Raw genomic sequence first — 21,148 nt, 5'->3', positions numbered from 1 at the left:
TCTTAATAAAGTTAATAAATTGTTACGGAATCCCTCATGACAATACTCGTAGTTGGAGCCACTGGGACGTTAGGAAGGCAGATTGCTCGTCGCGCTCTGGACGAGGGATACCGTGTGCGATGTCTGGTGCGGAGTTCGCGTAAGGCAGCTTTTTTGAAGGAGTGGGGAGCCGAGTTGGTGCTGGGCGATCTTTGCGAACCTGACACATTACCGCCTGCCCTCAAGGGAGTCACGGCAGTGATCGATGCTGCAACAACCCGTCCAACCGATTCCCTGAGTATTAAACAGGTGGATTGGGAAGGAAAGGTGTCTCTAATTCAGGCCGCAAAGGCGGCTGGTGTCGATCGCTATATCTTCATCTCAATTTTGGATGCAGAACAATATCCCAAAGTTCCCCTGATGGAAATCAAGCGGTGTACCGAGCTGTTTCTGATGGAATCTGGGCTAAATTACACCATCCTCAGACCGTGCGGCTTTATGCAGGGGCTAATCGGGCAGTACGCAATTCCGATTCTGGAGAAGCAGGCCGTCTGGGTCATGGGGGAAAGTTCGCCGATCGCCTACATGGATACCCAGGACATTGCGAAGTTTGCCATTCAAGCACTCAAGGTTCCTGAAACGGTGAATCGATCGTTTCCTGTGGTGGGCTCCCGGGCGTGGAGTGCTCAGGAAATTATTCGGCTCTGTCAACGTCTGTCTGGGCAGGATGCAAAAATGACCCGCATGCCGACGGGCTTGCTGCGATCGGTGGAAAAGATTGCCCGCTTCTTCCAGTGGGGCTGGAATTTGGCCGATCGGTTGGCCTTTAGTGAAGTAGTGGCATCGGGTCGGCCGCTCACAGCGTCTATGGATGAAACCTATGCGGTGTTTGGTCTGGATCCCAACGACACCACCACCCTGGAGGAATACCTGCAAGAGTACTTTGGGCGAATTATGAAGAAACTGAAGGAGCTAGAGTACGAGCGGGAAAAGGCCAAGAAGAAAGCCAAAAAGCGCAGTTTGTTTAAATAGTTGAATAAGCTGTACTCAAAATTGCTCAGAAACCGGCTTAAGACTCGGAGGGTTCAGTCTTGTCATTTGAGAAATTTCAGCCGTTGAGTCCGATTTCTCCAGACTGTTACCCTACCGTTTTTATAGATTTTGGCAATGAAGGGGGGCTAATTACCTTGAGTACGCTTCTCCAACTTTTCCAGAACATTCACAAACAAGTCTGCCATTTGCTGACGGGTGAGGTTTTGCCCAGCACTCACAGGTTTACCAAACTGGATGGAGGGGTCAAGGAGAATGATCCTGTCGCTTCCGGGTTGAGGCACTAACTCAATCACAGGAAAAAAGCGGCTCGCAATCCCTTCGGCGTTCCAGTCAACATGGGTAAGCAAGCGTTTCAAGGTTTCCCGCATGGCAAGCTGACCCGATCGAGTTAAGCCAGGAACGCAAAGTACCAATCGGGATACGCAGATACCGAGCGGCATCTGTCACTGGATACGCCGGGGTATTATAGATACCGCCATCCTACTTCACCATTGGGTGCTTGCTCTTAAAGATTTTTTAAGCGGGCACGCGGAATCGAACCGCGATCATTAGCTTGGAAGGCTAAGGTTTTACCACTAAACTATGCCCGCATCACTGATACGACCGTTCAACTGAGCTATCCACTCAATCGAATCAAGCCTTACCTAGAATAGCATAGCTTTACCCTAAAGCCAAAATTTTTTTCTCGCACTTTCTAAAAACCTGCACTTTCTAAAAACCAGTGGCTTGCCAACGTTCAACCAATGCATCAGAGCCTGGATAGGGATACTCCAACCGTCTGACCCATTGAATCTCGATCGACAAACCACTCACTGCGAAAGGGCTATACTTCTCTCTGCAAAGCCGATTCAACTCGTCGAAACTCTTGCTCTAACCGCACTTTAAGCTTTTCAGGAACAGGGCGGTTGGGATAGGAGGTGTAGTGTCCTGCCAGGGAATTCAGTGCCGTTCGCATGGTAGTGAACGAACTGAGCTTCAGGAGCGAGCCATCACGGCGATACCGCGAGATGAAGTCGTTGATTTGCTGTTTGGCTTCTGACTGGGCAAAGGCCTTATCAGGCGAGTCATCTGGAAGTTCGATCGCGCCTCTAAGGGTTTCGATCAGGGTCAAAGTGTCTTGACGGTAATTTCCAGTTAAACCAGCTTCAGTTGTGGCAGAGCATCCTGTCAAACCCACCACTACCACTAGCACCAGGGCAAATACCCGTGACAAAATCTTTTTCATATAACCTCAGCAAGGGAGCGTGACCAGAGTTTCCATTGATCCCAGCATGATTTGCTGTCGGGGATCAAGGATTTATTGCAAATTGTATCGTGTTCGGGGGACAGGCAGGGTAGGAAGATTTTGGGGAGTGGGGAGTGGGGAGTGGGGAGTGAGGAGTGGGGAGTGGGGAGTGAGGAGTGGGGAATGGGGAGTGAGGAATGGGGAGTCGGGAGTCAGGGGTGTTAATCGGGTTCGGGTTCTGCCTCTATGGGAGACTGCCAGCGATCGATCGCCTGAATCAGCACTATTAAAAGCCCCAGCATTCCCGCAGAATAGAGATCGCCGCCCCAGCCATCGTGGAGCCAGTGGAAGGCTTGATCCATTTCCGTGCCGTGGAAGAAGGTGAGGAGCGTGTTGCGAAGAATGTTGGCAGTGATGCTGATGATGAGAATTCCGGCAAGGAAAATATTGGTTTTCGATCGATTTTGCCAAACGCCCGTCCAGTAGAGCAGCATCAGACCAACATAAAAGCTGGTGAACAGCATTTTCAACCCAGCACAGTAGGGCGCAACTTCTACAATGCGATCGTTGACAAACAAATAGATCTGTTCAACTCGCACTTCCATCCCCAATTGCAGCAAGATAAATCCAGCCATGCCCGCGATGAATTGCTGAAGGGGCAGGGTGTAGGGAGCCAGCAGGTAGGGAATTGAGTTGGGTGCAGCCAGGAAAACCAGCAGCAGGGGGAAAGCCTCGAGGCGGAGTCCGGGTAATCCTTTGAACCAGAGGCAGAGTCCAGTCAGGATCACAGGCAGGGATAAATTAATTAAGTCGGGCAGGTTGCCCCGGTACAGCAACAGTCCCACCAGCACCAGCAGGAGTCCGGCGATCGACTCTATCGGGGAAACTTGGTGGGATAACTGCTGCCAGCGTTCACGGTTCAGCCAGCTCAGGTAAACTGCGAAGGGTAAGCCAATCAGCCCATGACTAAAATATTCATGTTCAATGCTAATGCTTTTGTTCAGCCAACCCTCGCTCCAGTGCAGCAACAATGGCGTATAGAGGAGCATCAATAATCCCAGGATGATCCAATAAGGCAGATGGCGATCGGATAGGAAGAACCGTTTGGGAAGGATGTGCATAGATCAAAGAATAGAGGACAGCAGGACGATGACCCGATTCATCCAGGAAAAGTGCAGCATTCAACCCTGACTGAGAGCGGACGGGAAAATGTCCCTCGTTTAAGGCGAACCGCAGCAGGATTGACCCACACTTCATCTTTGTCAAAGCCCTATCTACAGAATTCCCAGGGGAAGCCGATCGGTCGCAAAGCAGGCTGGGTTAATCATTCTGCCTTGCTGGCTGGGCGGGCAAGATGCCCACCCCACAAGAGGTTGGGGCAACAAGAGTCTCACCTCACAGGTGTTGCTTACGCTGCATCGATCGCGGGGGGATAAGCTTGTCCAATGGAGGATTTCACTATGGTTTGAATGGCAAAAACGACTCGCGTGATCTGTTCTTCGGTAATGCCGGGATACATGGGTAGAGACAGGATTTCTTCGCACAGGGCTTCAGCATAGGGAAAGTCGCCTGGCTGATAGCCGAGATGCTGAAACGCGGGTTGTAAGTGGCAGGGAATGGGGTAGTGAATGCCGGTATGAATTCCCATATCTGCTAAACCGGACTGTAAGCGCAGCCGATCGCACCCACAAAAGTCGCTCACGCGAATCACATAAAGATGATAAACGTGCCCTGACCCACAATGATTTTCGATCGGGAAAATGCCGTATTCCGCCAGGGGTTCCAACCAACGATCGTAGAGTTGGGCAGCACGATTGCGATCGGCGTTCCAACCTGCTAAATGGGGTAATTTTGTCTTTAAGATGGCAGCCTGTAAGGTGTCTAAGCGGCTATTGGTGCCGTAATCGGTATGGAAATATTTGCGGGTTGCGCCATAGTTGCGGAGCGATCGAACGGTTTGAGCCACAATTTCTTCGCTGGTGACAACCATGCCGCCATCGCCAAACGCGCCTAAGTTCTTGCTGGGATAGAAGCTAAAGGCCGCAGCCGTACCGATCGATCCGGCTTTATAACCCTCTCGTTCCGCCAGGTGCGCTTGAGCCGCATCTTCAAAAATCAGCAGGTTATAGGTTTCCGCTAACTCCAGTAAGTGGGACGGAGAAACCATTTGTCCGTATAAGTGGACGGGAACAATGGCGCGAGTATAGGGGGTAATCGCTCGTTCGGCAGCCGCTAAATCAATTAAGGCGGTTTGAGGATCGCAGTCCACTAATACAGGAGTTGCCCCAGTGCGGAGAACCCCAATCAAGGTTGCGACAAACGTATTGGCAGGCAAAATCACCTGATCGCCTTGACCAATCCCGCAGGCTTGTAACCCCAGGGCGATCGCATCGGTGCCACAGGCCACTCCCACTCCCTGAGATACACCGCAGGCTTTAGCAAAGAGTGACTCAAACTCAGCCACCTCTCGCCCCAGAACATAGTCACCGCGTTGGACAACGGTTTGAATCGCTTGCTCTAATTCCGCTTGAATCGGTTGATGCTGTGCCGCCATATCTACAAACGGAACAGGATTGGAATGGATCATATCTGAATTTGTCATAGGAAAAAGGCCCTCAAATTAAGGTGGGGATGGGGGCGGGGGCGGAGGAAGTCGATCGGGAGGATAAGGCAAAAAATTGCGAGAAGGTGATGATCGCTGATACTGGATCACCAATTACCAATCACCAATTACCAATCACCAATTACCAATTACCGATTACCAATTACCGATTACCAATCACCAATTACCAATTACCGATTACCGATTGCAAAAGCAGATCTAACTTCTCCAATGGCTCAGCAATCCGTAACTTGAAGGGGCTATTTTAGTATGGGCGATCGACTCTAAACTTTTGCATGGGTGATCAATAAAGAGTTTGTAAAACAAATGCTGACTGACTGAGTTTTTCAAGAAAGCATCCCATTGATGCAAATTGTCCAACTTCCGTGAACTCGCTTTGGTTCAGCCCTCGCCTATTCCCGACTCTGCAACTCTAAAACCAACTTCTCGATGTCTTCGATTAAAAACACAGTAATCTGACCGCTGTAGGCAGTGTCGGCTTCAATTTGAGCGATTTCCAACCAGTAGGCAAACCGTTCACCTCGACGGACTTCCCCCTGGAGGGATTCGAGGAGAGGGCTACGCCGATTTTGGGCCGCGTTGAAATGTTCAGGGGTGGGGTAGCGGTAGACGACCCTGGCCCGCTGATAATCTTCAAACACATCGGCATCGTAAATCACCTGGAGGGAGTTTTCCAGGCGCGATCGGCTGACTCCGTTAATGCGATCGAAAAACAGCATTTGCTCCATCCGAATCAAGCCACTTCTGTCCGGTTCGGCTCGACCGGGGGAAACGGTCAGGGCTTCAAACACAAAGCGCCGGGCCGGAGTATCCGATTTTCGTACCAGAAGGGTTTCACCACTGGCGGGTTGCAGCGTGGGATGGGCTTGAATCCAGGCAGCAACTTCTTCAATGGTTTGTCCAGGCAGCGCAGAGGCAGATTGTCCCGGGCAAAGCAATCCGACTCCTAATACGATACTGGCCCAAAACTTGAGTTTATTCATCACTCACCCACCGATCGTCTTACTGAGTGTGCCCATCCCAGGTCAAATCGGTTACAAGTGTGACACGAATCAACTGAGATGCAATTTTTCCTATGACTAAATAATAAAGCAGAACTCCCCGTTCCCCAAGTCGGGATTTGAGGGTAGGGATTTTGTCCTGCCAAATTTTTCTGTTTTTTCTGTTTTTTCTGTTAGTGAGTGTGCTTTGGTAATCCTGGAATCAAATAATCAATCAAGGTTGAAGCATCCACGCCGATTTCCGATCGTTCCTTTGCCGCCAGAATTGCCGCCTGGGAATGCCACCATGCTGCGCTGACAACCATTGCTTCGGGGTGCAGTTCTTCCATCATCCCTTGAGCCAGCAAGCCCCCCGTTAGCCCCGTCAAAACATCACCACTCCCGCCCCGCGCCAGGGCCGGGTACTTTCAGGGTTCAGCCAGGTCTTCCCTTCAGGGCTGGCAATGATGGTTCTGGCTCCCTTCAGCAATACGATCGCGCCACTGTGCTTGGCTGCCCTCTGAACCATTGTGATTCGATCGTCTATTTCCGCTAAGTCAGGAAATAATCGCTTGAATTCACCCTGGTGGGGTGTGAGAACCGTAGGAGCCTGGCGTTTTTGTAGGGTTGGAATGGTGTTTGACTGAGCAAGAATATTCAGTCCATCGGCATCCAATAGTAGGGGACGATCGCTGGCCAGAATTTGCTTGATTACTGCCGTTGCGCCCTGAGTTAAGCCACACCCAGCCGCAATTACGGTGTATTTACTCAGATCCACGTCCGCTGGTAATTGGGCGATCGCTCCTTTTTCATCTTCTGGACAACCGATCACTAAGGCATCCGGCAATTGACCAATCAGCAACAGCCGCAGGGATTCGGGAACTGCGATCGACAACATTCCTACACCGCTCGATCGGGCAGAAAGTCCAGCTAACAGGGCTGCTCCCATGTAGGCACGGGAACCACAGATTAACAGTAAGTGCCCTTGCTTGTATTTGTGAGTGCTGGGAGAACGGGATAGCGGCAAGGTTTGGAGCGCAAATTCTGGCGTAATCCGCTGGAGGGCAGGCATTTCTCCAAGAACGGCATTGATATCTGCCAGGGGCAAGCCAAAGTCAATTAATTCCGAGCGCCCCAGGTAGGATAAGGCCTGCTCCTGGAGAAATGCTTTCTTCCACAGACCCAGACACAGGGTATGGGTGGCACAGATTGCAGTTCCTAATACGGCTCCTGTATCGGTATGGATCCCAGAGGGTAAATCAATGCTGATGACTGGTATTGACCCCTGATTGAGGCGATCGACCATTGCCGCCATTTCTCCTTCCAGGGGTCGAGTCAAGCCAAAGCCAAATAGTCCGTCAATCAACAGATTGCAGTCTTCCAGCGCATCAATTTTATCGACAAACGGAATGGAGAGGCTGGCGGCATACTGGGCATGGCTCTCCGTCAAAGTTTTGGCTTTATGCAATGGCTGATGAATCTTGACCGCATAACCCTGGAAATGAAGTTCTCGCGCCACCACCAACGCATCTCCGCCGTTATGTCCTGGGCCAACCAGAATTCCCACACGAGGAGCTTGCGATCGAGGATATAGAGCTTGAATTCGTTGGGTCAATAACCCTGCCACCTTCTCCATCAACGCAGCCACGGGCATTCCCGCCTCAAAAACCTGTTCCTCAATGCGGCCCATTTGCTCTGCGGTCACGACAAATCGTTGGAGCCATTGCGATCGAGTTTGGACGTTGACAAGAGGGGACAGATGAACTTGGGACATCATTGCTGAATTTGCCTGATTAAACTGCTGGTTGGTATTCTTCCTCCCATTTTCCTGATTAATTTTGGGTTCGCATCGGGGAAAAGGATGAGTTAAGGATTAGGATTCCCGGATTGGAAATTTACTCCTCCCCAATTTCCTCACCCTCAACGGTTGCCGGTTGCTCTCCATCCCTGGGAGACACGACAACATCTACCGTGTAGAGTGGGGGACGGTCTTCGATCAGGCGATTATTCAAACCAGCAGCGATCAAGCCAAACTGCATTTCGTAGTTGCCTGGACGGTTGGGGAAGGTGATGCGACCGATCGCTGTCGTTTGCTCACCCGGCTGAGTCACTCCGGAAAGACCGAGGGTTCTTCCTAGCACACCGCGCACTTCTCCGCTGCCCTGTTCGATAAAACGAACTCTGAGTTTGGTTTCTCCAAGACCTGACATTCCCGTTTGATAGCCATACCAGTTGAATGCCCCAGTATTGGTCAGGGTGGCTTTAAACAGTCGGCGTTGGCGGCTCCGAATTTCAATGGGTTCGTCAATGTCACCAAATGGACGATTACCGATCGCCATTTCCAGGTCTTCTAGATTTCCTGACAAATTCTCAACATAGGCATCTCGATCTTGAATGGGATTGTGGATGCGAGCCAGCAAATTTCTGGTATGACGTTCAATGCGGCTATCTCGAACATGCCAGATGCGGCTTTGATCGGTTCCTAGGGGAATTGGGGACATCCCCCAGTCGGTGTTGCTGAATACGCCGATCGCCTGGATCAGGGTGGAAACCAGCAGGCTGACCAGGAAGGTGACAAAAACGGCTTTGGTGACGGGATTGGGGCGTTCAATCAAGCGGCGGGTGATGGTTGCCAGGGGGTAAGCCACCAGAAAGCTGACGACTGGGATCGTATCGGTCAGAAACCGACTGCCATAGGAACCGCTTCCCCCCATCCAGGAACCATAAAAGCAGAAATGAATGAATAGACCCAGACTAGCTAGGGTCATTCCCCACAGCAGTAATTCATCGGGGTGCGATCGCCGTTTAAAGACCTGATAGGCTCCCGGCAATGCAAAGAGGAGGACGGGTGAATAAACAAAAAATCCCTCACTGGGGCTGATCGTCATGCCAAAAAAGGCTTCCAAAAAATGGCCCAGTTCAAAGCGGTAGGGGGACGGGCGAATTTCCAACTGGGAAACATACCCTCCCGTAATCATGTTGTCGATGCCAAAAAAGTACGCATTCCAGGCAAAGCTAATTAAAGCGGTCGGCAGCCCCAGCAGAAAGAAAATGGATTCCTTACGAAAGATGAAAAGGGTATAGAAAAAGGCAGCGGCTGAGAAGATGCCACTGGTAATCCGTACGCCGGGTAACAAACCACAAAATATTCCCGCTAAAAATAACAGAATTCTGCGATGTTTGCCAACGGTTCGATTCGCCTTCAACAAACACAAAATGATAATAATAACAACGAGGTTAGAAACAGTATGCTGGCGTAAATCTTGAGAATTTAACGCCCAACTGGCCGTCGCAAAGGCAAAGGTAAAGGTGGCGATCGAGGAGACTATCCCACTAAATTTCAGCCGAACACTGAGGTAAAACAAAACGGTAGCCAGAGCTGTCAATATGGCTCCAGCCAATTTACTAAAGCCAGTGCGATACCTGGAAAATTCCTGGCTGGTGACATCTAGCAGATCGCCAGGCACACCCGATGCCAGAGTATCTACCAAGCTGACCAGCTTGAGGTACAGGTAAAACCCAACATAAAGCGGGAAGGAAAGCAGGGAGGTGCCGATCGGATAGCGGGAAGTCAATTGACCATTAATTCCCTCTGCAAAGTAATAAGGGCGAGTCCCGCCAAACAAATAGCTATCCCGAAAATTATCAAAGGTCAGCGTCTGGTTTTCTAACCAATTAAAAGCCAGCAGCGTATGGGGCACATTATCATTTGAGCCAAGAAAAAAGTGTCCATTGGCTAAATAAACCAGAAGACAGGTGATGAAGATCAGCACACAGGCAGTGCGATCGGGCTGTTTTACCAGCCGATTTTGTAGGTAGCGAACATTTAGCTTCATGCACTCCTCACTCTGTCACCTGTTAATGAATCAGCGATAGATAATTAGACTCAGATCTTGCACCGGGTTATCCCACCTGCCCTGCAATGAATTGCGGGCTAATGGCCCAAACCCATTGAAATGGGTTGAAAGCCTTCTTTATTAAGGGTTTTAGTCCGTTTAAACGGACTTCAGTGATTAGCCCCGAATTCATTCGAGGGCGGGGGATTGGGAAAGCTGCAAGATGTGAATAGATAAATCGCAGCGATCATACCATACCGGATTTAGAGCTATACCCGACTCCATGCCGGTTCCCTTGCTTTGCGTGCAGCCCGAACAACTTCCATCTAAAATAGCCGCTATGCAAATTAACATTCAGACGTTCACGGTTCACAAACAGGTTCCCCTGACGATTAGCCGGGGCACTTCATCCCATTCCACTAATTTGTGGCTGCGGCTGGAACAGGATGGGATTGAAGGCTGGGGGGAAGCCTCCCCCTTTTCCGTGGGGGGTACGCCCCAAACCACTGAGGATTTGCTGGCCCAACTCCAGCCCCTCGCCCCAAAGTTATCTGATCTGACTCCCTTCGATCGCCAGGCCATCGATCGCCGCTTGCAGGATGTTCCCCTACTCTCTGCGGTTCATACAGCGTTGGATCTGGCTTTGCATGACTGGATGGGAAAACGAGTGGGTCTACCCTTATGGCAACTGTGGGGACTCGATCGCCAGCAGATTGGCCGACTTCTGTGACGATCGGCATTAGTTCCCCGGAAGCGGCCCAACGGCGAATGCAGCAATGGTTGGACGTGACAACCGTAAAAGCAGTCAAGGTGAAGTTGGGCAGTCCAGCGGGAATTGCGGCAGATCAGGCGATGCTCCGGGCGGTGCAAGAAGTTGCGCCGAACGATGCCAAGTTTAGCGTTGATGCCAATGGGGGTTGGTCGCTGGCGGATGCAATCACCATGAGCCACTGGTTGGCGGAACAGGGAATGACCTACATTGAGCAACCCCTGCCCCAGGGACAGGAGGCGGATTTGCCCACCCTCTATCGTCAATCTCCCTTACCGCTGTTTGTGGATGAAAGCTGCTTTACCAGTCAGGATATTCCTCAGCTCGCCGATCGGGTGCATGGTATCAATATCAAGTTAATGAAATCCGGTGGACTCACGGAGGCATTGCGGATGATCCATACGGCCCAGGCCTGCGGGCTGCAAATTATGTTTGGCTGTTACTCGGATACGGCCCTATCCAACACGGCTGCTGCCCAGCTTGCCCCCTTCGCCCACCATCTGGATCTCGATAGCCACCTGAACCTCAAGGATGATCCGTTTACAGGGGCAACAATGCAGGCGGGATGCTTGATGCCCAATGCATTGCCGGGTCTGGGCGTTGAATTACGCCAGGAATCGTGAAGCTTCAAGTCGTGAAACTGGATAACCGCCGCTAGGCAAGAAGGAACCGATCGCTTATTCTTTACTTTAAAATCTGCCTGCTGCAACCTTTCTTTAAATTCTTGCCCATGTTTTTGCAAAATGTCCTCAAACAATCTGCCCTGAAGCCTGCCCTGAAGGAACCGGAACTGCGGTGGGTAATTAAAGTGGCGGTGCTGTTTTGGGTCATCTGCTGCGGATTGGCACTATATCGGTTCTATAACTTTTTTCCCACCTTCGTGTCCTTTGACCAGGGCATTTTTAATCAGGTGTTCTGGAACAGCCTGCATGGGCGATGGTTTGAAAGTTCGCTGTCTTCCACGGAATCGATCGCGGTGCGCCAGGGAGAGGTGGCGGAGGTGTTCTATCACCGGCTGGGACAGCATTTTACGCCCGCTTTGATGCTGTGGCTACCCTTCTATGCCCTATTTCCCTCTCCCGCAGGACTCTCGATCCTTCAGGTGACGTTGGTGACCGCAGCCGGATTTGTCCTCTACGCCCTGGCCCGACACTATCATCCTCCTCGCCTCTCCGCCTGGATTACGGTCAGCTACTTTGCGGCGATCGCAGTGATCAGTCCTACGCTGGCGAATTTCCATGACATTTGCCAAATTCCGCTCTATATCTTTGCCCTGCTGCTGGCGTTGGAGAAGCGGAAATGGGGGTGGGTGGGGCTATTTGCGATTTTGACTCTGGTTGTCCGGGAAGATAGTGGCGTGGTGCTGTTTGGCATTGGCTTTTATTTTCTCATCAGCCGTCGCTTTCCCTGGTTGGGCTTGGGCTTGTGTGGCTTGAGTCTGGGCTACATGCTGGCATTGACGAATTTGATCATGCCGCTGTTTTCAGATGATGTGTCGCAGCGGTTCATGATTGAGGAATTTGGGCATTTTGTCGAGGGGGAAGAAGCCTCAACGCTGGATGTGATCTGGGGCATTTTGACCAATCCAGTCCAGTTGCTTGTCTCAATCTTTACGCCCTTTGGCAAAACCGTTCGCTACCTGTTGGGGCAGTGGGTTCCCCTGGCGTTTATTCCCATGATTTCAGGGAGTGCCTGGGCGCTGGTATGCTTTCCGTTACTGAAAATTTTGATTCGCCAGCAGGATTTTGTGGCCCTCTCCCTCCACTTGCGCTATGCCCTGACGCTGGTGCCGGCCCTGTTCTACGGCACGATTCTCTGGTGGGCCGCCCATCCTCACCGCTTCGATCGCCCCTTTCGCCGGATCTGGACAATTTGCCTGATTCTGTCCCTGTTCTTCACGGTGACAGCCAATCCCAATCGTGCTCTATCCTGGGCCATTCCTGACTCGTTTCAGCCCTGGGTTTATGTCTCTCCGCCACGCCAGTGGCAGCACAGCCAGGCCATTCGATCGCTCCTGGCTCAGGTTCCGGACAACGCCAGTATTACCGCCACCGATCACATTGTTGCCCATGTATCGAACCGCCGGGAGGTGTTGCGCTTTCCGCGGATTCGCCTGATTAACGATGAAGGGGAAGATGTGCGGGTGGAGTATGCCATCGCCGACCTGTGGTATCTCCAGCAGCATGAGGCAGCCTTTGCGGACTATCGGGAAAGCTTACGACGCGGCATTGCCGATGTAACCCGCATGAGCGATCGACGCTACGGCATTGTGGGATTTAATGATGGGGTCGTTCTGCTTCAGCTCCAAGCAGAGTCTGATCCAGCCGCACTGGCTGAATGGACTGCGTTTCGGCAGGAAGTGGAGCAGCAGTTGGAAGTGAGGAGTGAGGGGTGAGGAGTGAGGAGTAGGAAGTCAGAAGTCAGGAGTCAGGAGTCAGCAATCAAGAGTTAAGAGTTAGAAGACAATCACAATCGATCGAACGTTTTTAACTCCCGACTTTTTGTAAGGGCGAATCGCAATTCGCCCCTACCCGTTCATCAAACCTATCGACGACGAGCTTCTTTACTTTCCCGATCGCGTCTGCGTCGATCGCGCCATTCGACTGCGGTTAAGTAGGCAACTCCCCCTGAAACTGCAACTAACAGCCCCAGAGCGAGCATTGCCAGGATGCTCAAGAAGGTGCTTTCCATAGCGGGATTGAGTGCTCAGTGCTAAGAAATGGGAAAAAATCAGAGATTCCTAGAAGCCGTTGCGGGCCCATACGACCAGGGAAATGGAGAAGGTGAAAACCACTAAAAGTCCGACCCAGCCAAGCGTCAAAATATCCATAGGTTGTTGCTAAAACGTGATGATTCAATCGCTACAAAACTAATGATAGAGCAAAAGGGGGAGGAGAACGGTCGATTAGAGGCGCATTATAGGAGAGAAAGGAAGGTCTGACCATGCAGCAATCAGAGTCGGAAAATGCGTCAACTATTTGTTCAAGTGCCTCAGGGATACGGAAAAACGGTTCTGAAAATTGCTAAATCCTGCGACGGGATTAATTTAGCTCAGTTGGAAGGGACAGATGCCGAGGATGCGATCGATCTGGTATTGATCCATGTTTCTAATGGCAAGGTTGAGTCGCTCCTGGCTGAACTGGAGGACTTGCCCAACTTGCACGTTTCGTTTTTGCCGACGGGAATCATGGCACTTTATCCGCCTGCTGATTCTGCCCCTCACCAGGTCAAAAATGTGGAGGAACGCAGCCCGATCGAGGTATTTCTGTCGGGATTGCAGAGCGTTGGCTCCTGGAAAGGCTTTTTGGGGTATGCAGCATTGGCTGGGGTGGTCGTCTGGATTGGACTGTTTACCAATACACAATACCTTTTAGTAGCGGCCATGCTAATTGCTCCCTTTGCCGGGCCAGCCATGAATGTGGCGATCGCAACAGCGCGAGGGGATTATCGGCATCTCTGGCGAAGTTTGCTGCGCTACGGAGCCGCACTGTTGTTGACAACTCTGGTGGCGGCGGGACTGAGCCTGATTTTGCAGCAGGAGATTCCCACCAGCTTGATGATTGAGCAGAGCCAGATTTCTGCGGTTGCAGTCCTGTTACCCTTAGCCGCCGGAGCCGCCGGAGCGATTAATTTAGTCCAATCCGATCGCAGCAGTCTGGTATCCGGGGCAGCAACGGGAATGTTGGTAGCAGCTTCGTTGGCTCCTCCAGCCGGAATTATTGGCATGGCAGGGGCGATCGGCCGCTGGGATATGGTGGTAAATGGCGTGTTTCTGCTGCTGCTGCAACTGTTTGGCATTAATGTCGCTGCCACATTGCTGTTTCGCCTGTTTGGATTGACCTCGCAGGGAACCCGCTACCAACGGGGTAAGCCAGGGGTATTTAAGCTTGCCCTTACCCTCAGTACGATCGCCCTTGCGGGAATGCTGGTCTGGCAGTTTTCCCATTCTCCCGATCTTCAGCGATCAAGTCAGGCTCAACGGGCCAATGCAGAAGTGCAGAATGTGATCGAGGAGGTTGGAGTTGCAGACCTGGTGGAAGCCAATGTGCGATTCACGCGACCGGAGATTGAAGGACAAAATACGCTGCTGTGCGTGATTTATGTGCAACGTCGCCCTGACGTTACCCTGCCGGATGCCGAAATTCAGAGTCGCATTACTCAAGCGGTTCAACAGCAATTGCAGGCAGATTTTAATGTGATGCCGTTGGTAAATGTGACGGTTCTGGAAGGCAATTCATAGCGGGTAAAGAATGCTGCTGTCAAGAAGCTGCCGTAATTTATGTTTCACAGCCAATTCCATCTCGATCGCGATCGAAACGATGGGGATCGGGGGGAAGGACTCGGAAGTTGCGATAAGGAATATCAGGACAATTCAGATCCGGCGGGGGAGGGGCAATACAGACATCAGGGTAGGCAGGGCTACAATTGCTCTGAGCCTGAGTGGGCAGTACAACAACCAGTCCAGAGATCAGAAGTGATACCAGGAATCCAATCAAAAAGCGCATAGGCGGAGAAAAGTTATTTAATGTGCATATTAACTCAATGTGCGCAATCGTCCATTACCTCTACACAGAGATGTAGCCTTGAGCACGATCAATGATTTCCTTCTTAGGATATATAGCTCCGGCGATGGGATACGTTAGCTTGAGAAAAGTAAGATGATTCAACAACGCTCGATAACGGAGTTTAAGGAATCATTTTCTAGAGTCCAACTTATTGATTTGTCGGACAATCAGTCTGTTAAATCATGGGTTAGCTCTGCTGATCAGGCTGTCTACTCAAGAGTTTATTCTTTACTTACAAAACGTTCGCTGTAACGAACTTATTTCAAGCATCCATTAGCCCTAAACCTGATCAGCAAATTTACCAACTGTCGGATAGTTTCATTTCAGATTAATTTCAGAAACGTTTGGGAATTTAGCTGGTCATTAGACTGGTAATTTATGTTCCTGAAGGTGTCTGTTCTAGTTTCCTCAGGCATTCTGATCGCTGATCCTTATTATTGATTCTGATGAGCTACACTGCATGACGATCGATTCCAGGATTGGTTCTCTGGTAATCATCTGTAGCAACCAGTAGTAACCAACAGTAATCAAAATCATGAATTAAGACGGATAACCTATGACCAGAAAACGACAAGCCCAACCTTCCCTGCTTGGAATCTCCGTAGGACGAAGTGGGTGGTACCATTTATCTCGCTTTCTACGCCGATCGCTGACATTGCTGGGAATTGGGGGCATCTTCACATTATTCATCCTCTCCTGCCAGCCCGTCACAACCGCTCAACAGCAACCGACTCCCACGCCTCAGACGCAACCCGCTCCAACCGAAACCCCTGAAGGAGGACTGAGCGCATCCCCTGCGGAATTGCCGCCTCTACCCTACAGCTATGATGCTCTGGAGCCTTACATTGATGCCGAAACGATGGAGCTACACCACGATCGCCATCATGCAACCTATGTGGATAACCTGAACGAAGCCCTGGCGGATTATCCCAATCTGCAAAATCAAACGGTAGAAGCAATGCTGCGAGATTTAGATGCCGTTCCTGAAGAGATTCGTGAGGATGTTCGCAACAATGGGGGTGGTCACGTTAATCACACCCTGTTCTGGCAAATCATGAGTCCAGAGGGCGGCGGAGAGCCTACGGGAGCCTTAGCGGAAGCCATCAACCAAACCTTTGGCAGTTTTGCAGAATTTCAGGAAGCCTTTGAGGAAGAAGGAGCCGATCGCTTTGGCAGTGGTTGGGTCTGGCTGGTTCTTAACGATGCGAATGAACTGGAAATTACCAGTACTCCGAATCAGGATCCGCCCATCATGGAGGGGGATTATCCGATTATGGGAAATGATGTCTGGGAACACGCCTATTACCTCAGCTATCGTAATCAGCGGGGTGAGTACCTGAGCAATTGGTGGAATGTGGCCAACTGGGAAGAAATCAACCGTCGCTATGAGCAGGGACAGGGGAGTTAAGGATCACTGACTGGGCGGGCAAGACTTCGGACTTCGGCGTGAGATCAGTCGAACGCTTGAGCTTAGTCGAAACGCTGCCCACCCCACAGGAATGCCAGGTTCAATTTTCCTATTGACTTAACCAGGCGATCGCTTCCCGAATCCAATCTTCTGCATCCGCAGTTTTCGCTAGAGCCGTTTGTTGTCCGACGGCTCTTAATGCTTTGGTAATTTCGCTATTGGTGTAGCCTAACGCCAGCAGAGTCATCTCCACATCTTCCTGAACGTTGCTCATGGGAGCGGCATCAGGAGCCGTGCTCAGACCTGATTGGACTCGCCATTCTGCCAGTTTGGTTTTCAGTTCCAGGGCAATTCGTTCTGCGGTTTTCGCCCCGACTCCAGGGGTTTTAGACAACAGCCGCGTGTTACTAGAAACGATCGCCTGCACCACATCCTGAAGCCCCAGGGCATCCAACAAGGCCATGGCTAACTGCGGCCCCACACCACTGACGCTGACCAGTTGCCGAAACAAATCTCGCTCCGCCATTGCGCCAAAGCCAAACAGCACCATCTGATCTTCCCGAACTTGCAGATGGGTAAACACCTGGACTGTTTCACCGATCGCCGGAAGTTCCTGCATCAGACGCGGCGTAATTTGCAAATCGTAGCCCACCTGATTCACATCCAGGGTCAAAATGACTCGACTGCTGCTGGCTCGATAAATTCCGGCAACATTCCCTTTGAGATAACTAATCATGAAAGCCAGCTTAATAAAAAGTTCGTCCCCAATCCCTCAGGCAGAAAAGACCTCGGCTTGAGCACTCAGTCAAAACGCTGCCTGCACTACAGAAACTCAATTCCTCAGCCCTGTAAACCTCACCTCCACCGCGCCCTCCACCCTCCACCCTCAGCCCTCCACCCTCAGCCCTCAGTCCTCAGTCCTCAGTCCTCAGTCCTCAGCACTCAGTCCTCCACCCTAACCCGACGCTCTTTCAACGCCTTATCAATCAACTTTGCCACCAACCAGGAAACCGATCGCTCTTCCGCATCCGCCCAATTCTCTAGCTCCTGCTTCCATTCTGGAGGAACATAAGCGACCACTCGATCGAGTTCTGTTTTTCCACCCATACCGCCTGCCAGTCCTATGGTTTGAACAGCCTACTGCTACCAGTATACGAAGAATGGGGTAGCACGATCCACGCTGTACCATGCTGTACTATTTAGTATCATGCTGTGCTATGCTGTGCTAGCAAATCACTGCGAACCGTAGGAGTTGGTTATGGATCGATCGCCTTCCCTGGCTGACCTCAAGCCTGACACTGCCCCAAGAGGGATCGTGCTACTTTCTGGCAGAGAACTGGAGAAAATGCGCCGGGTAGGAAAACTGGCAGCAGCCTTGCTTAACCACCTGGAATCCCTGGTGCAACCGGGCATTAGCACTCTGGAATTAAACGACGAAGCAGAACGATGGACGCAGTCCCACGGAGCGATCAGTGCTCAACTGGGCTATACCCCACCCGGACATCCTCCCTTTCCGGCTTCCATTTGCACCAGCGTCAACGAAGTGGTTTGTCATGGGATTCCCCACCGCAAACAAATCCTCCAGAATGGAGACATTGTCAATCTTGATGTCACTCTGATTTTGGAGGGTTACTATGGCGACACCTCTCGGACGTTCCTGGTGGGCAACCCTTCAGCCGCCGCTCGCAAGCTCGTCAACGTAACCCAGGAATGCCTGATGCGGGGCATTGCTCAAGTGAAGGCTGGAGCACGTTTGGGGGATATTGGTGCAGCGATTCAAGCCCACGCCGAAGCGAATGGATTTTCCGTTGTGCGCGATATGGTGGGTCATGGGATTGGCAAACAGTTTCACATGGAACCCTCTGTGCCCCACTACGGCACCCGCGGACGAGGGCTAAAATTGCGTCCTGGCATGGTTTTCACCATTGAACCAATGCTGAATCAGGGAACCCATGAGCTGCGGTTTTTACCCGATCGCTGGACGGTGATCACAAAAGACCGGAAATGGTCTGCCCAGTTTGAGCACACGATCGCGGTGACGGAAGAAGGAGCTGAAATTTTGACGCATACAACTGTTGGTGCTGAGATGACCCACAGACGGAGTGGAAGCGGTGTGGATTAAGGGTCAGCCCATCGTCGATCGGGATCAGGGGCTGACTGTGGATACCAGTACCCTGCATCAGGACTTACGGCATTACCCCTTGAATAGGGGCGGAGAACGATCCCATCATTCAGTTGAATCCCATTATCGGCAAGTGATGCTAGGGACGGGCGCACATGCTCTGGAGCACAAATAATAATCCCCTGCTTAATAAGGGGAAGCGCAGGGGAGGTTCGGTATATGGGGTTCGGTATATCGGTCATCTATCTAAAGTTAGAATAGCAGGTATTTCACTGGGGTTTTCTAACCTAGGGAAAACTTCATCCAAACTCAACAATTCACTCCGGCACAGAATGGATTGCGATCGCCCATCGGAACTAGATTAGACAGAGTATTGACCCATTTACCGCTTAAAACGTGCACTATTTTTGCACTATTTTCCCGCTTAAAACGTGCGCTATTTTTGCACTATTTCTGCACTATTGTTATCAAGGGCACATTCGCTCAAACTGAATCTAACGCCCGGTATATGCGCTGTCGGACGGGACGATCTTAACATTAGCTTTCAGTAGCTTCTGGCATCCGTTCAACCACCCTTCAAAGGGAATCAGCAGTCAAGGGGCAAGAGGCAAACGGGGTCGGCAATTTTTGCCGCAAAGTAATAATCGTCTTTCAGGAAGAGCCAATGTCATCTCAATTAAATCGTGATCTGGAAAAACTTGAAGCGCGGCAAACGACGCTGTTCGATCGCTTTTTTCGGGACAGTGAAGGCCATATTGTCATCGTTCAACCGCCCAACTTACCCGTTTTAGTGGGATCATTTGCAACCTTGATTTACTTCATCCTCCCCAGTGGAACCGTTCAGACGGCATTCGGTTTGATCGCCTTTGGTACTTTGTTTACCTGGGCCTGGCAAGAACTCTTTCAGGGGGTGAACTATTTCCGACGATCGCTGGGATTGATGGGGTTAGTGGGTTTGCTCTGGCTGGGTCTTTAGTTGTTTTGATTTCACCAATCCCTATCGACTCGTAAAGATCCCCCGTTGCCGCAACTGCTGCACAAAAAATTCTTCCAGCGAAGTTCGAGCCAAATTCATGCTGAGTAACTCTGCACCCATTAATTCCAGACTGGCCAGAAAATCCTGGGGATCGCCCTGAAGATGTCCCTGCCAGTGGGTGTCTATGTATTCTCCATCGGGAACCCATCGCTGAAGAATATCGGGATTTCCCCCCTTTACCCGAACTTGGTACAGGTCAGCCGTTCCCAGCAATTCATTCAAGGAACCGACACAAAGCAATTCTCCCCTAGCCAGGATAGCGACGCGATCGCAAATTTTCTCCACATCCGACAGCACATGACTGTTGAAGAAAATCGTTTTGCCCTGCCCTTTCAGCGACAGGATAATTTCTCGAATCTGGTATCGCCCCAGGGGATCCAACCCCGACATCGGCTCATCTAAAAATACCAACTCTGGATCATTAATCAGGGCCTGGGCCATCCCGACTCGCTGCAACATCCCCTTGGAGTATTGGCGGAGCTGCTTGCGTTTGGCGGCAGACTGGGCTAGCCCCACTAGTTCTAATAACTCTGGAATGCGTCGTCGCTGGACTTCGGAGGGAATCTGAAACAAATCCGCCGCGTAGCGCAAAAACTCCCAGCCCGTTAAATAATCATAAAAATAAGGGTTCTCCGGCAGATATCCCACCTTCTGCTTCACCTGGCGATCGCCCAGGGGTTTTCCCAGAAGTAGCCCACTCCCTGACGTGGGACGAACAATACCCAATAAAATTTTCAATAGCGTTGTTTTACCAGCCCCATTGGGGCCCAATAACCCAAAGGTTTCGCCCTGATGGACTTGTAGCGAACAGTCCTGAAGCGTCTCCACTTTTTGATTCAGCCAGAATCCGGTACGGTAAACCTTCTTCAAGTGAGATGTTTGCACCAGGAGCGGGCGATCGGCTTTGGTAAAGTTGGTTGAGGATTGAGGTGCAATGTTCATGGGTAATTTAAGGTCAATGCTCAAAAGTCTCTAGAGACTACCACTCTTTTATCCAAATCTTGCCCAATTTTGTGTCAGTGTAGAGCATAGGAAGGTCAAGAAAGATTGAGCAAGGCACGGTCAGGAGGCTGTCAGATATGGATCGTTCAAAACTGGTAGCAGTAATTACTGGGGTGATTGCCCTGTTTTTGGGGATTGCCTACCTTTTGCTTGTCCAGATTTTAGACTTTCGAGGCGAAATGATTCCCGCCCCGCAGGATTTGTCCTATTTGTTGACTCTCTTCTAGCACTCAGCCCCCTCAATTCCAATCCGCTTCTACAAAAAACTCGCTGCGGTGCAGAATAATTTCACCGTGATCGGGAACCCAGGCATACCACTCATCCTCTCCATGACGGCACAACAGCAGGGCGCGATCGTGGCTATAGGAATTGGGTAATACTGCTAACTTGACCCAGATTGCGGATGGGTTCGGGTGGGGCGATCGACCCTCAGGATAAGGTTCAGGCTGGATTGGGGTCAGGTATCGTCCCATTACGTCAGCTCCCAACTGAGTTGCTCAAGATTATTCTGTATTCATTGTTACAAAGTGCTCGGCTGATCGTCAGAAGT

Annotated in this window: 21 protein-coding genes, 1 tRNA gene and 2 pseudogenes; 9 read left to right on the top strand and 15 right to left on the bottom strand. The window is 51.0% G+C overall.

Features of this window, described 5'->3' with window-relative positions:
* Positions 1–36: 36 nt before the first annotated feature.
* A complete protein-coding gene (locus tag ACM1PF_RS10570) occupies positions 37–1,011 on the top strand; it encodes an SDR family oxidoreductase (RefSeq protein WP_416674426.1) in 975 nt (324 codons plus the stop codon).
* A gap of 146 nt (positions 1,012–1,157) precedes the next feature.
* Here ACM1PF_RS10570 and ACM1PF_RS10565 read toward each other — a convergent pair whose 3' ends face one another.
* The 4 genes from ACM1PF_RS10565 to crtB all read right to left on the bottom strand — a co-directional run bounded on the left by ACM1PF_RS10565 (position 1,158) and on the right by crtB (position 3,378).
* Positions 1,158–1,472 carry a hypothetical protein gene (locus tag ACM1PF_RS10565; protein ID WP_416674425.1) on the bottom strand — a complete coding sequence of 105 codons (315 nt, stop codon included), beginning with the start codon at positions 1,470–1,472 and terminating at the stop codon, positions 1,158–1,160.
* A gap of 79 nt (positions 1,473–1,551) precedes the next feature.
* Positions 1,552–1,622: transfer RNA gene (locus tag ACM1PF_RS10560), tRNA-Gly, on the bottom strand.
* A gap of 233 nt (positions 1,623–1,855) precedes the next feature.
* On the bottom strand, positions 1,856–2,257 hold the full coding sequence (gene psb27 / locus ACM1PF_RS10555) for a photosystem II protein Psb27 (RefSeq protein WP_416674424.1): 402 nt from the start codon (positions 2,255–2,257) through the stop codon (positions 1,856–1,858).
* 221 nt (positions 2,258–2,478) lie between these two features.
* Positions 2,479–3,378, bottom strand: coding sequence for a cyanoexosortase B (gene crtB / locus ACM1PF_RS10550; RefSeq protein ID WP_416674423.1), 900 nt, complete (start codon positions 3,376–3,378; stop codon positions 2,479–2,481).
* Here crtB and ACM1PF_RS10545 point away from each other — a divergent pair.
* A complete protein-coding gene (locus ACM1PF_RS10545) occupies positions 3,373–3,693 on the top strand; it encodes a hypothetical protein (RefSeq protein ID WP_416674422.1) in 321 nt (106 codons plus the stop codon). The genes crtB and ACM1PF_RS10545 overlap by 6 nt on opposite strands.
* Here the strand turns inward: ACM1PF_RS10545 and ACM1PF_RS10540 are convergent.
* The 4 genes and pseudogenes from ACM1PF_RS10540 to ACM1PF_RS10525 form a co-directional block, all read right to left on the bottom strand.
* Positions 3,666–4,859: a DegT/DnrJ/EryC1/StrS family aminotransferase gene (locus tag ACM1PF_RS10540; protein WP_416674421.1), complete on the bottom strand. Its 1,194-nt coding sequence runs from the start codon at positions 4,857–4,859 to the stop codon at positions 3,666–3,668. The two genes, ACM1PF_RS10545 and ACM1PF_RS10540, sit on opposite strands and share 28 nt — an antisense overlap.
* A gap of 413 nt (positions 4,860–5,272) precedes the next feature.
* A complete protein-coding gene (locus tag ACM1PF_RS10535) occupies positions 5,273–5,863 on the bottom strand; it encodes a hypothetical protein (RefSeq protein ID WP_416674420.1) in 591 nt (196 codons plus the stop codon).
* A gap of 191 nt (positions 5,864–6,054) precedes the next feature.
* Positions 6,055–7,634, bottom strand: a pseudogene (locus ACM1PF_RS10530) (NAD(P)H-hydrate dehydratase).
* 121 nt (positions 7,635–7,755) lie between these two features.
* On the bottom strand, positions 7,756–9,696 hold the full coding sequence (locus ACM1PF_RS10525; RefSeq protein WP_416674419.1) for a hypothetical protein: 1,941 nt from the start codon (positions 9,694–9,696) through the stop codon (positions 7,756–7,758).
* Positions 9,697–10,036: 340 nt separating this feature from the next.
* Here ACM1PF_RS10525 and ACM1PF_RS10520 point away from each other — a divergent pair.
* Positions 10,037–11,088, top strand: a pseudogene (locus ACM1PF_RS10520) (dipeptide epimerase).
* Between the two features lie 107 nt (positions 11,089–11,195).
* A complete protein-coding gene (locus ACM1PF_RS10515; RefSeq protein WP_416676617.1) occupies positions 11,196–12,860 on the top strand; it encodes a DUF2079 domain-containing protein in 1,665 nt (554 codons plus the stop codon).
* 149 nt (positions 12,861–13,009) lie between these two features.
* Here ACM1PF_RS10515 and ACM1PF_RS10510 read toward each other — a convergent pair whose 3' ends face one another.
* Both ACM1PF_RS10510 and petN read right to left on the bottom strand, forming a co-directional pair.
* Entirely contained in the window at positions 13,010–13,156 is a 147-nt protein-coding gene (locus tag ACM1PF_RS10510) for a hypothetical protein (protein ID WP_416674418.1), read from the bottom strand.
* 49 nt (positions 13,157–13,205) lie between these two features.
* A complete protein-coding gene (petN, locus tag ACM1PF_RS10505; protein WP_416674417.1) occupies positions 13,206–13,295 on the bottom strand; it encodes a cytochrome b6-f complex subunit PetN in 90 nt (29 codons plus the stop codon).
* 135 nt (positions 13,296–13,430) lie between these two features.
* On the opposite strand from petN, the gene ACM1PF_RS10500 reads away from it, so the two are divergent.
* Complete coding sequence (locus ACM1PF_RS10500; RefSeq protein WP_416674416.1) at positions 13,431–14,705, top strand: DUF389 domain-containing protein; 1,275 nt, start codon at positions 13,431–13,433, stop codon at positions 14,703–14,705.
* Positions 14,706–14,742: 37 nt separating this feature from the next.
* Here ACM1PF_RS10500 and ACM1PF_RS10495 read toward each other — a convergent pair whose 3' ends face one another.
* On the bottom strand, positions 14,743–14,970 hold the full coding sequence (locus ACM1PF_RS10495) for an excalibur calcium-binding domain-containing protein (protein WP_416674415.1): 228 nt from the start codon (positions 14,968–14,970) through the stop codon (positions 14,743–14,745).
* Between the two features lie 616 nt (positions 14,971–15,586).
* Here ACM1PF_RS10495 and ACM1PF_RS10490 point away from each other — a divergent pair.
* Positions 15,587–16,438 (top strand): superoxide dismutase, encoded by an 852-nt coding sequence (locus ACM1PF_RS10490; RefSeq protein WP_416674414.1) that lies wholly within the window; start codon positions 15,587–15,589, stop codon positions 16,436–16,438.
* Between the two features lie 109 nt (positions 16,439–16,547).
* Here ACM1PF_RS10490 and ruvA read toward each other — a convergent pair whose 3' ends face one another.
* Both ruvA and ACM1PF_RS10480 read right to left on the bottom strand, forming a co-directional pair.
* Entirely contained in the window at positions 16,548–17,174 is a 627-nt protein-coding gene (gene ruvA / locus ACM1PF_RS10485) for a Holliday junction branch migration protein RuvA (protein ID WP_416674413.1), read from the bottom strand.
* Between the two features lie 206 nt (positions 17,175–17,380).
* A complete protein-coding gene (locus ACM1PF_RS10480) occupies positions 17,381–17,545 on the bottom strand; it encodes a ribbon-helix-helix domain-containing protein (RefSeq protein WP_416674412.1) in 165 nt (54 codons plus the stop codon).
* 151 nt (positions 17,546–17,696) lie between these two features.
* Here ACM1PF_RS10480 and map point away from each other — a divergent pair, with 151 nt between their 5' ends.
* Both map and ACM1PF_RS10470 read left to right on the top strand, forming a co-directional pair.
* Positions 17,697–18,560: a type I methionyl aminopeptidase gene (gene map / locus ACM1PF_RS10475; protein ID WP_416674411.1), complete on the top strand. Its 864-nt coding sequence runs from the start codon at positions 17,697–17,699 to the stop codon at positions 18,558–18,560.
* 664 nt (positions 18,561–19,224) lie between these two features.
* Entirely contained in the window at positions 19,225–19,536 is a 312-nt protein-coding gene (locus ACM1PF_RS10470; RefSeq protein WP_416674410.1) for a hypothetical protein, read from the top strand.
* A gap of 21 nt (positions 19,537–19,557) precedes the next feature.
* Here the strand turns inward: ACM1PF_RS10470 and ACM1PF_RS10465 are convergent, their stop codons facing one another.
* Entirely contained in the window at positions 19,558–20,538 is a 981-nt protein-coding gene (locus ACM1PF_RS10465; RefSeq protein WP_416674409.1) for an ABC transporter ATP-binding protein, read from the bottom strand.
* A gap of 137 nt (positions 20,539–20,675) precedes the next feature.
* On the opposite strand from ACM1PF_RS10465, the gene ACM1PF_RS10460 reads away from it, so the two are divergent.
* Positions 20,676–20,825, top strand: coding sequence for a hypothetical protein (locus tag ACM1PF_RS10460; RefSeq protein WP_416674408.1), 150 nt, complete (start codon positions 20,676–20,678; stop codon positions 20,823–20,825).
* Between the two features lie 12 nt (positions 20,826–20,837).
* On the opposite strand, the gene ACM1PF_RS10455 is transcribed toward ACM1PF_RS10460, so the two are convergent.
* Positions 20,838–21,071: a hypothetical protein gene (locus tag ACM1PF_RS10455; RefSeq protein WP_416674407.1), complete on the bottom strand. Its 234-nt coding sequence runs from the start codon at positions 21,069–21,071 to the stop codon at positions 20,838–20,840.
* Between the last annotated feature and the right edge of the window lie 77 nt (positions 21,072–21,148).

Origin of the sequence: Egbenema bharatensis FJBBOT/2019, from assembly GCF_048077055.1 — a bacterium.
In the GTDB taxonomy this organism is placed as follows: domain Bacteria; phylum Cyanobacteriota; class Cyanobacteriia; order Elainellales; family Elainellaceae; genus Egbenema; species Egbenema bharatensis.
This window is presented reverse-complemented; position numbering and strand designations above follow the sequence as displayed.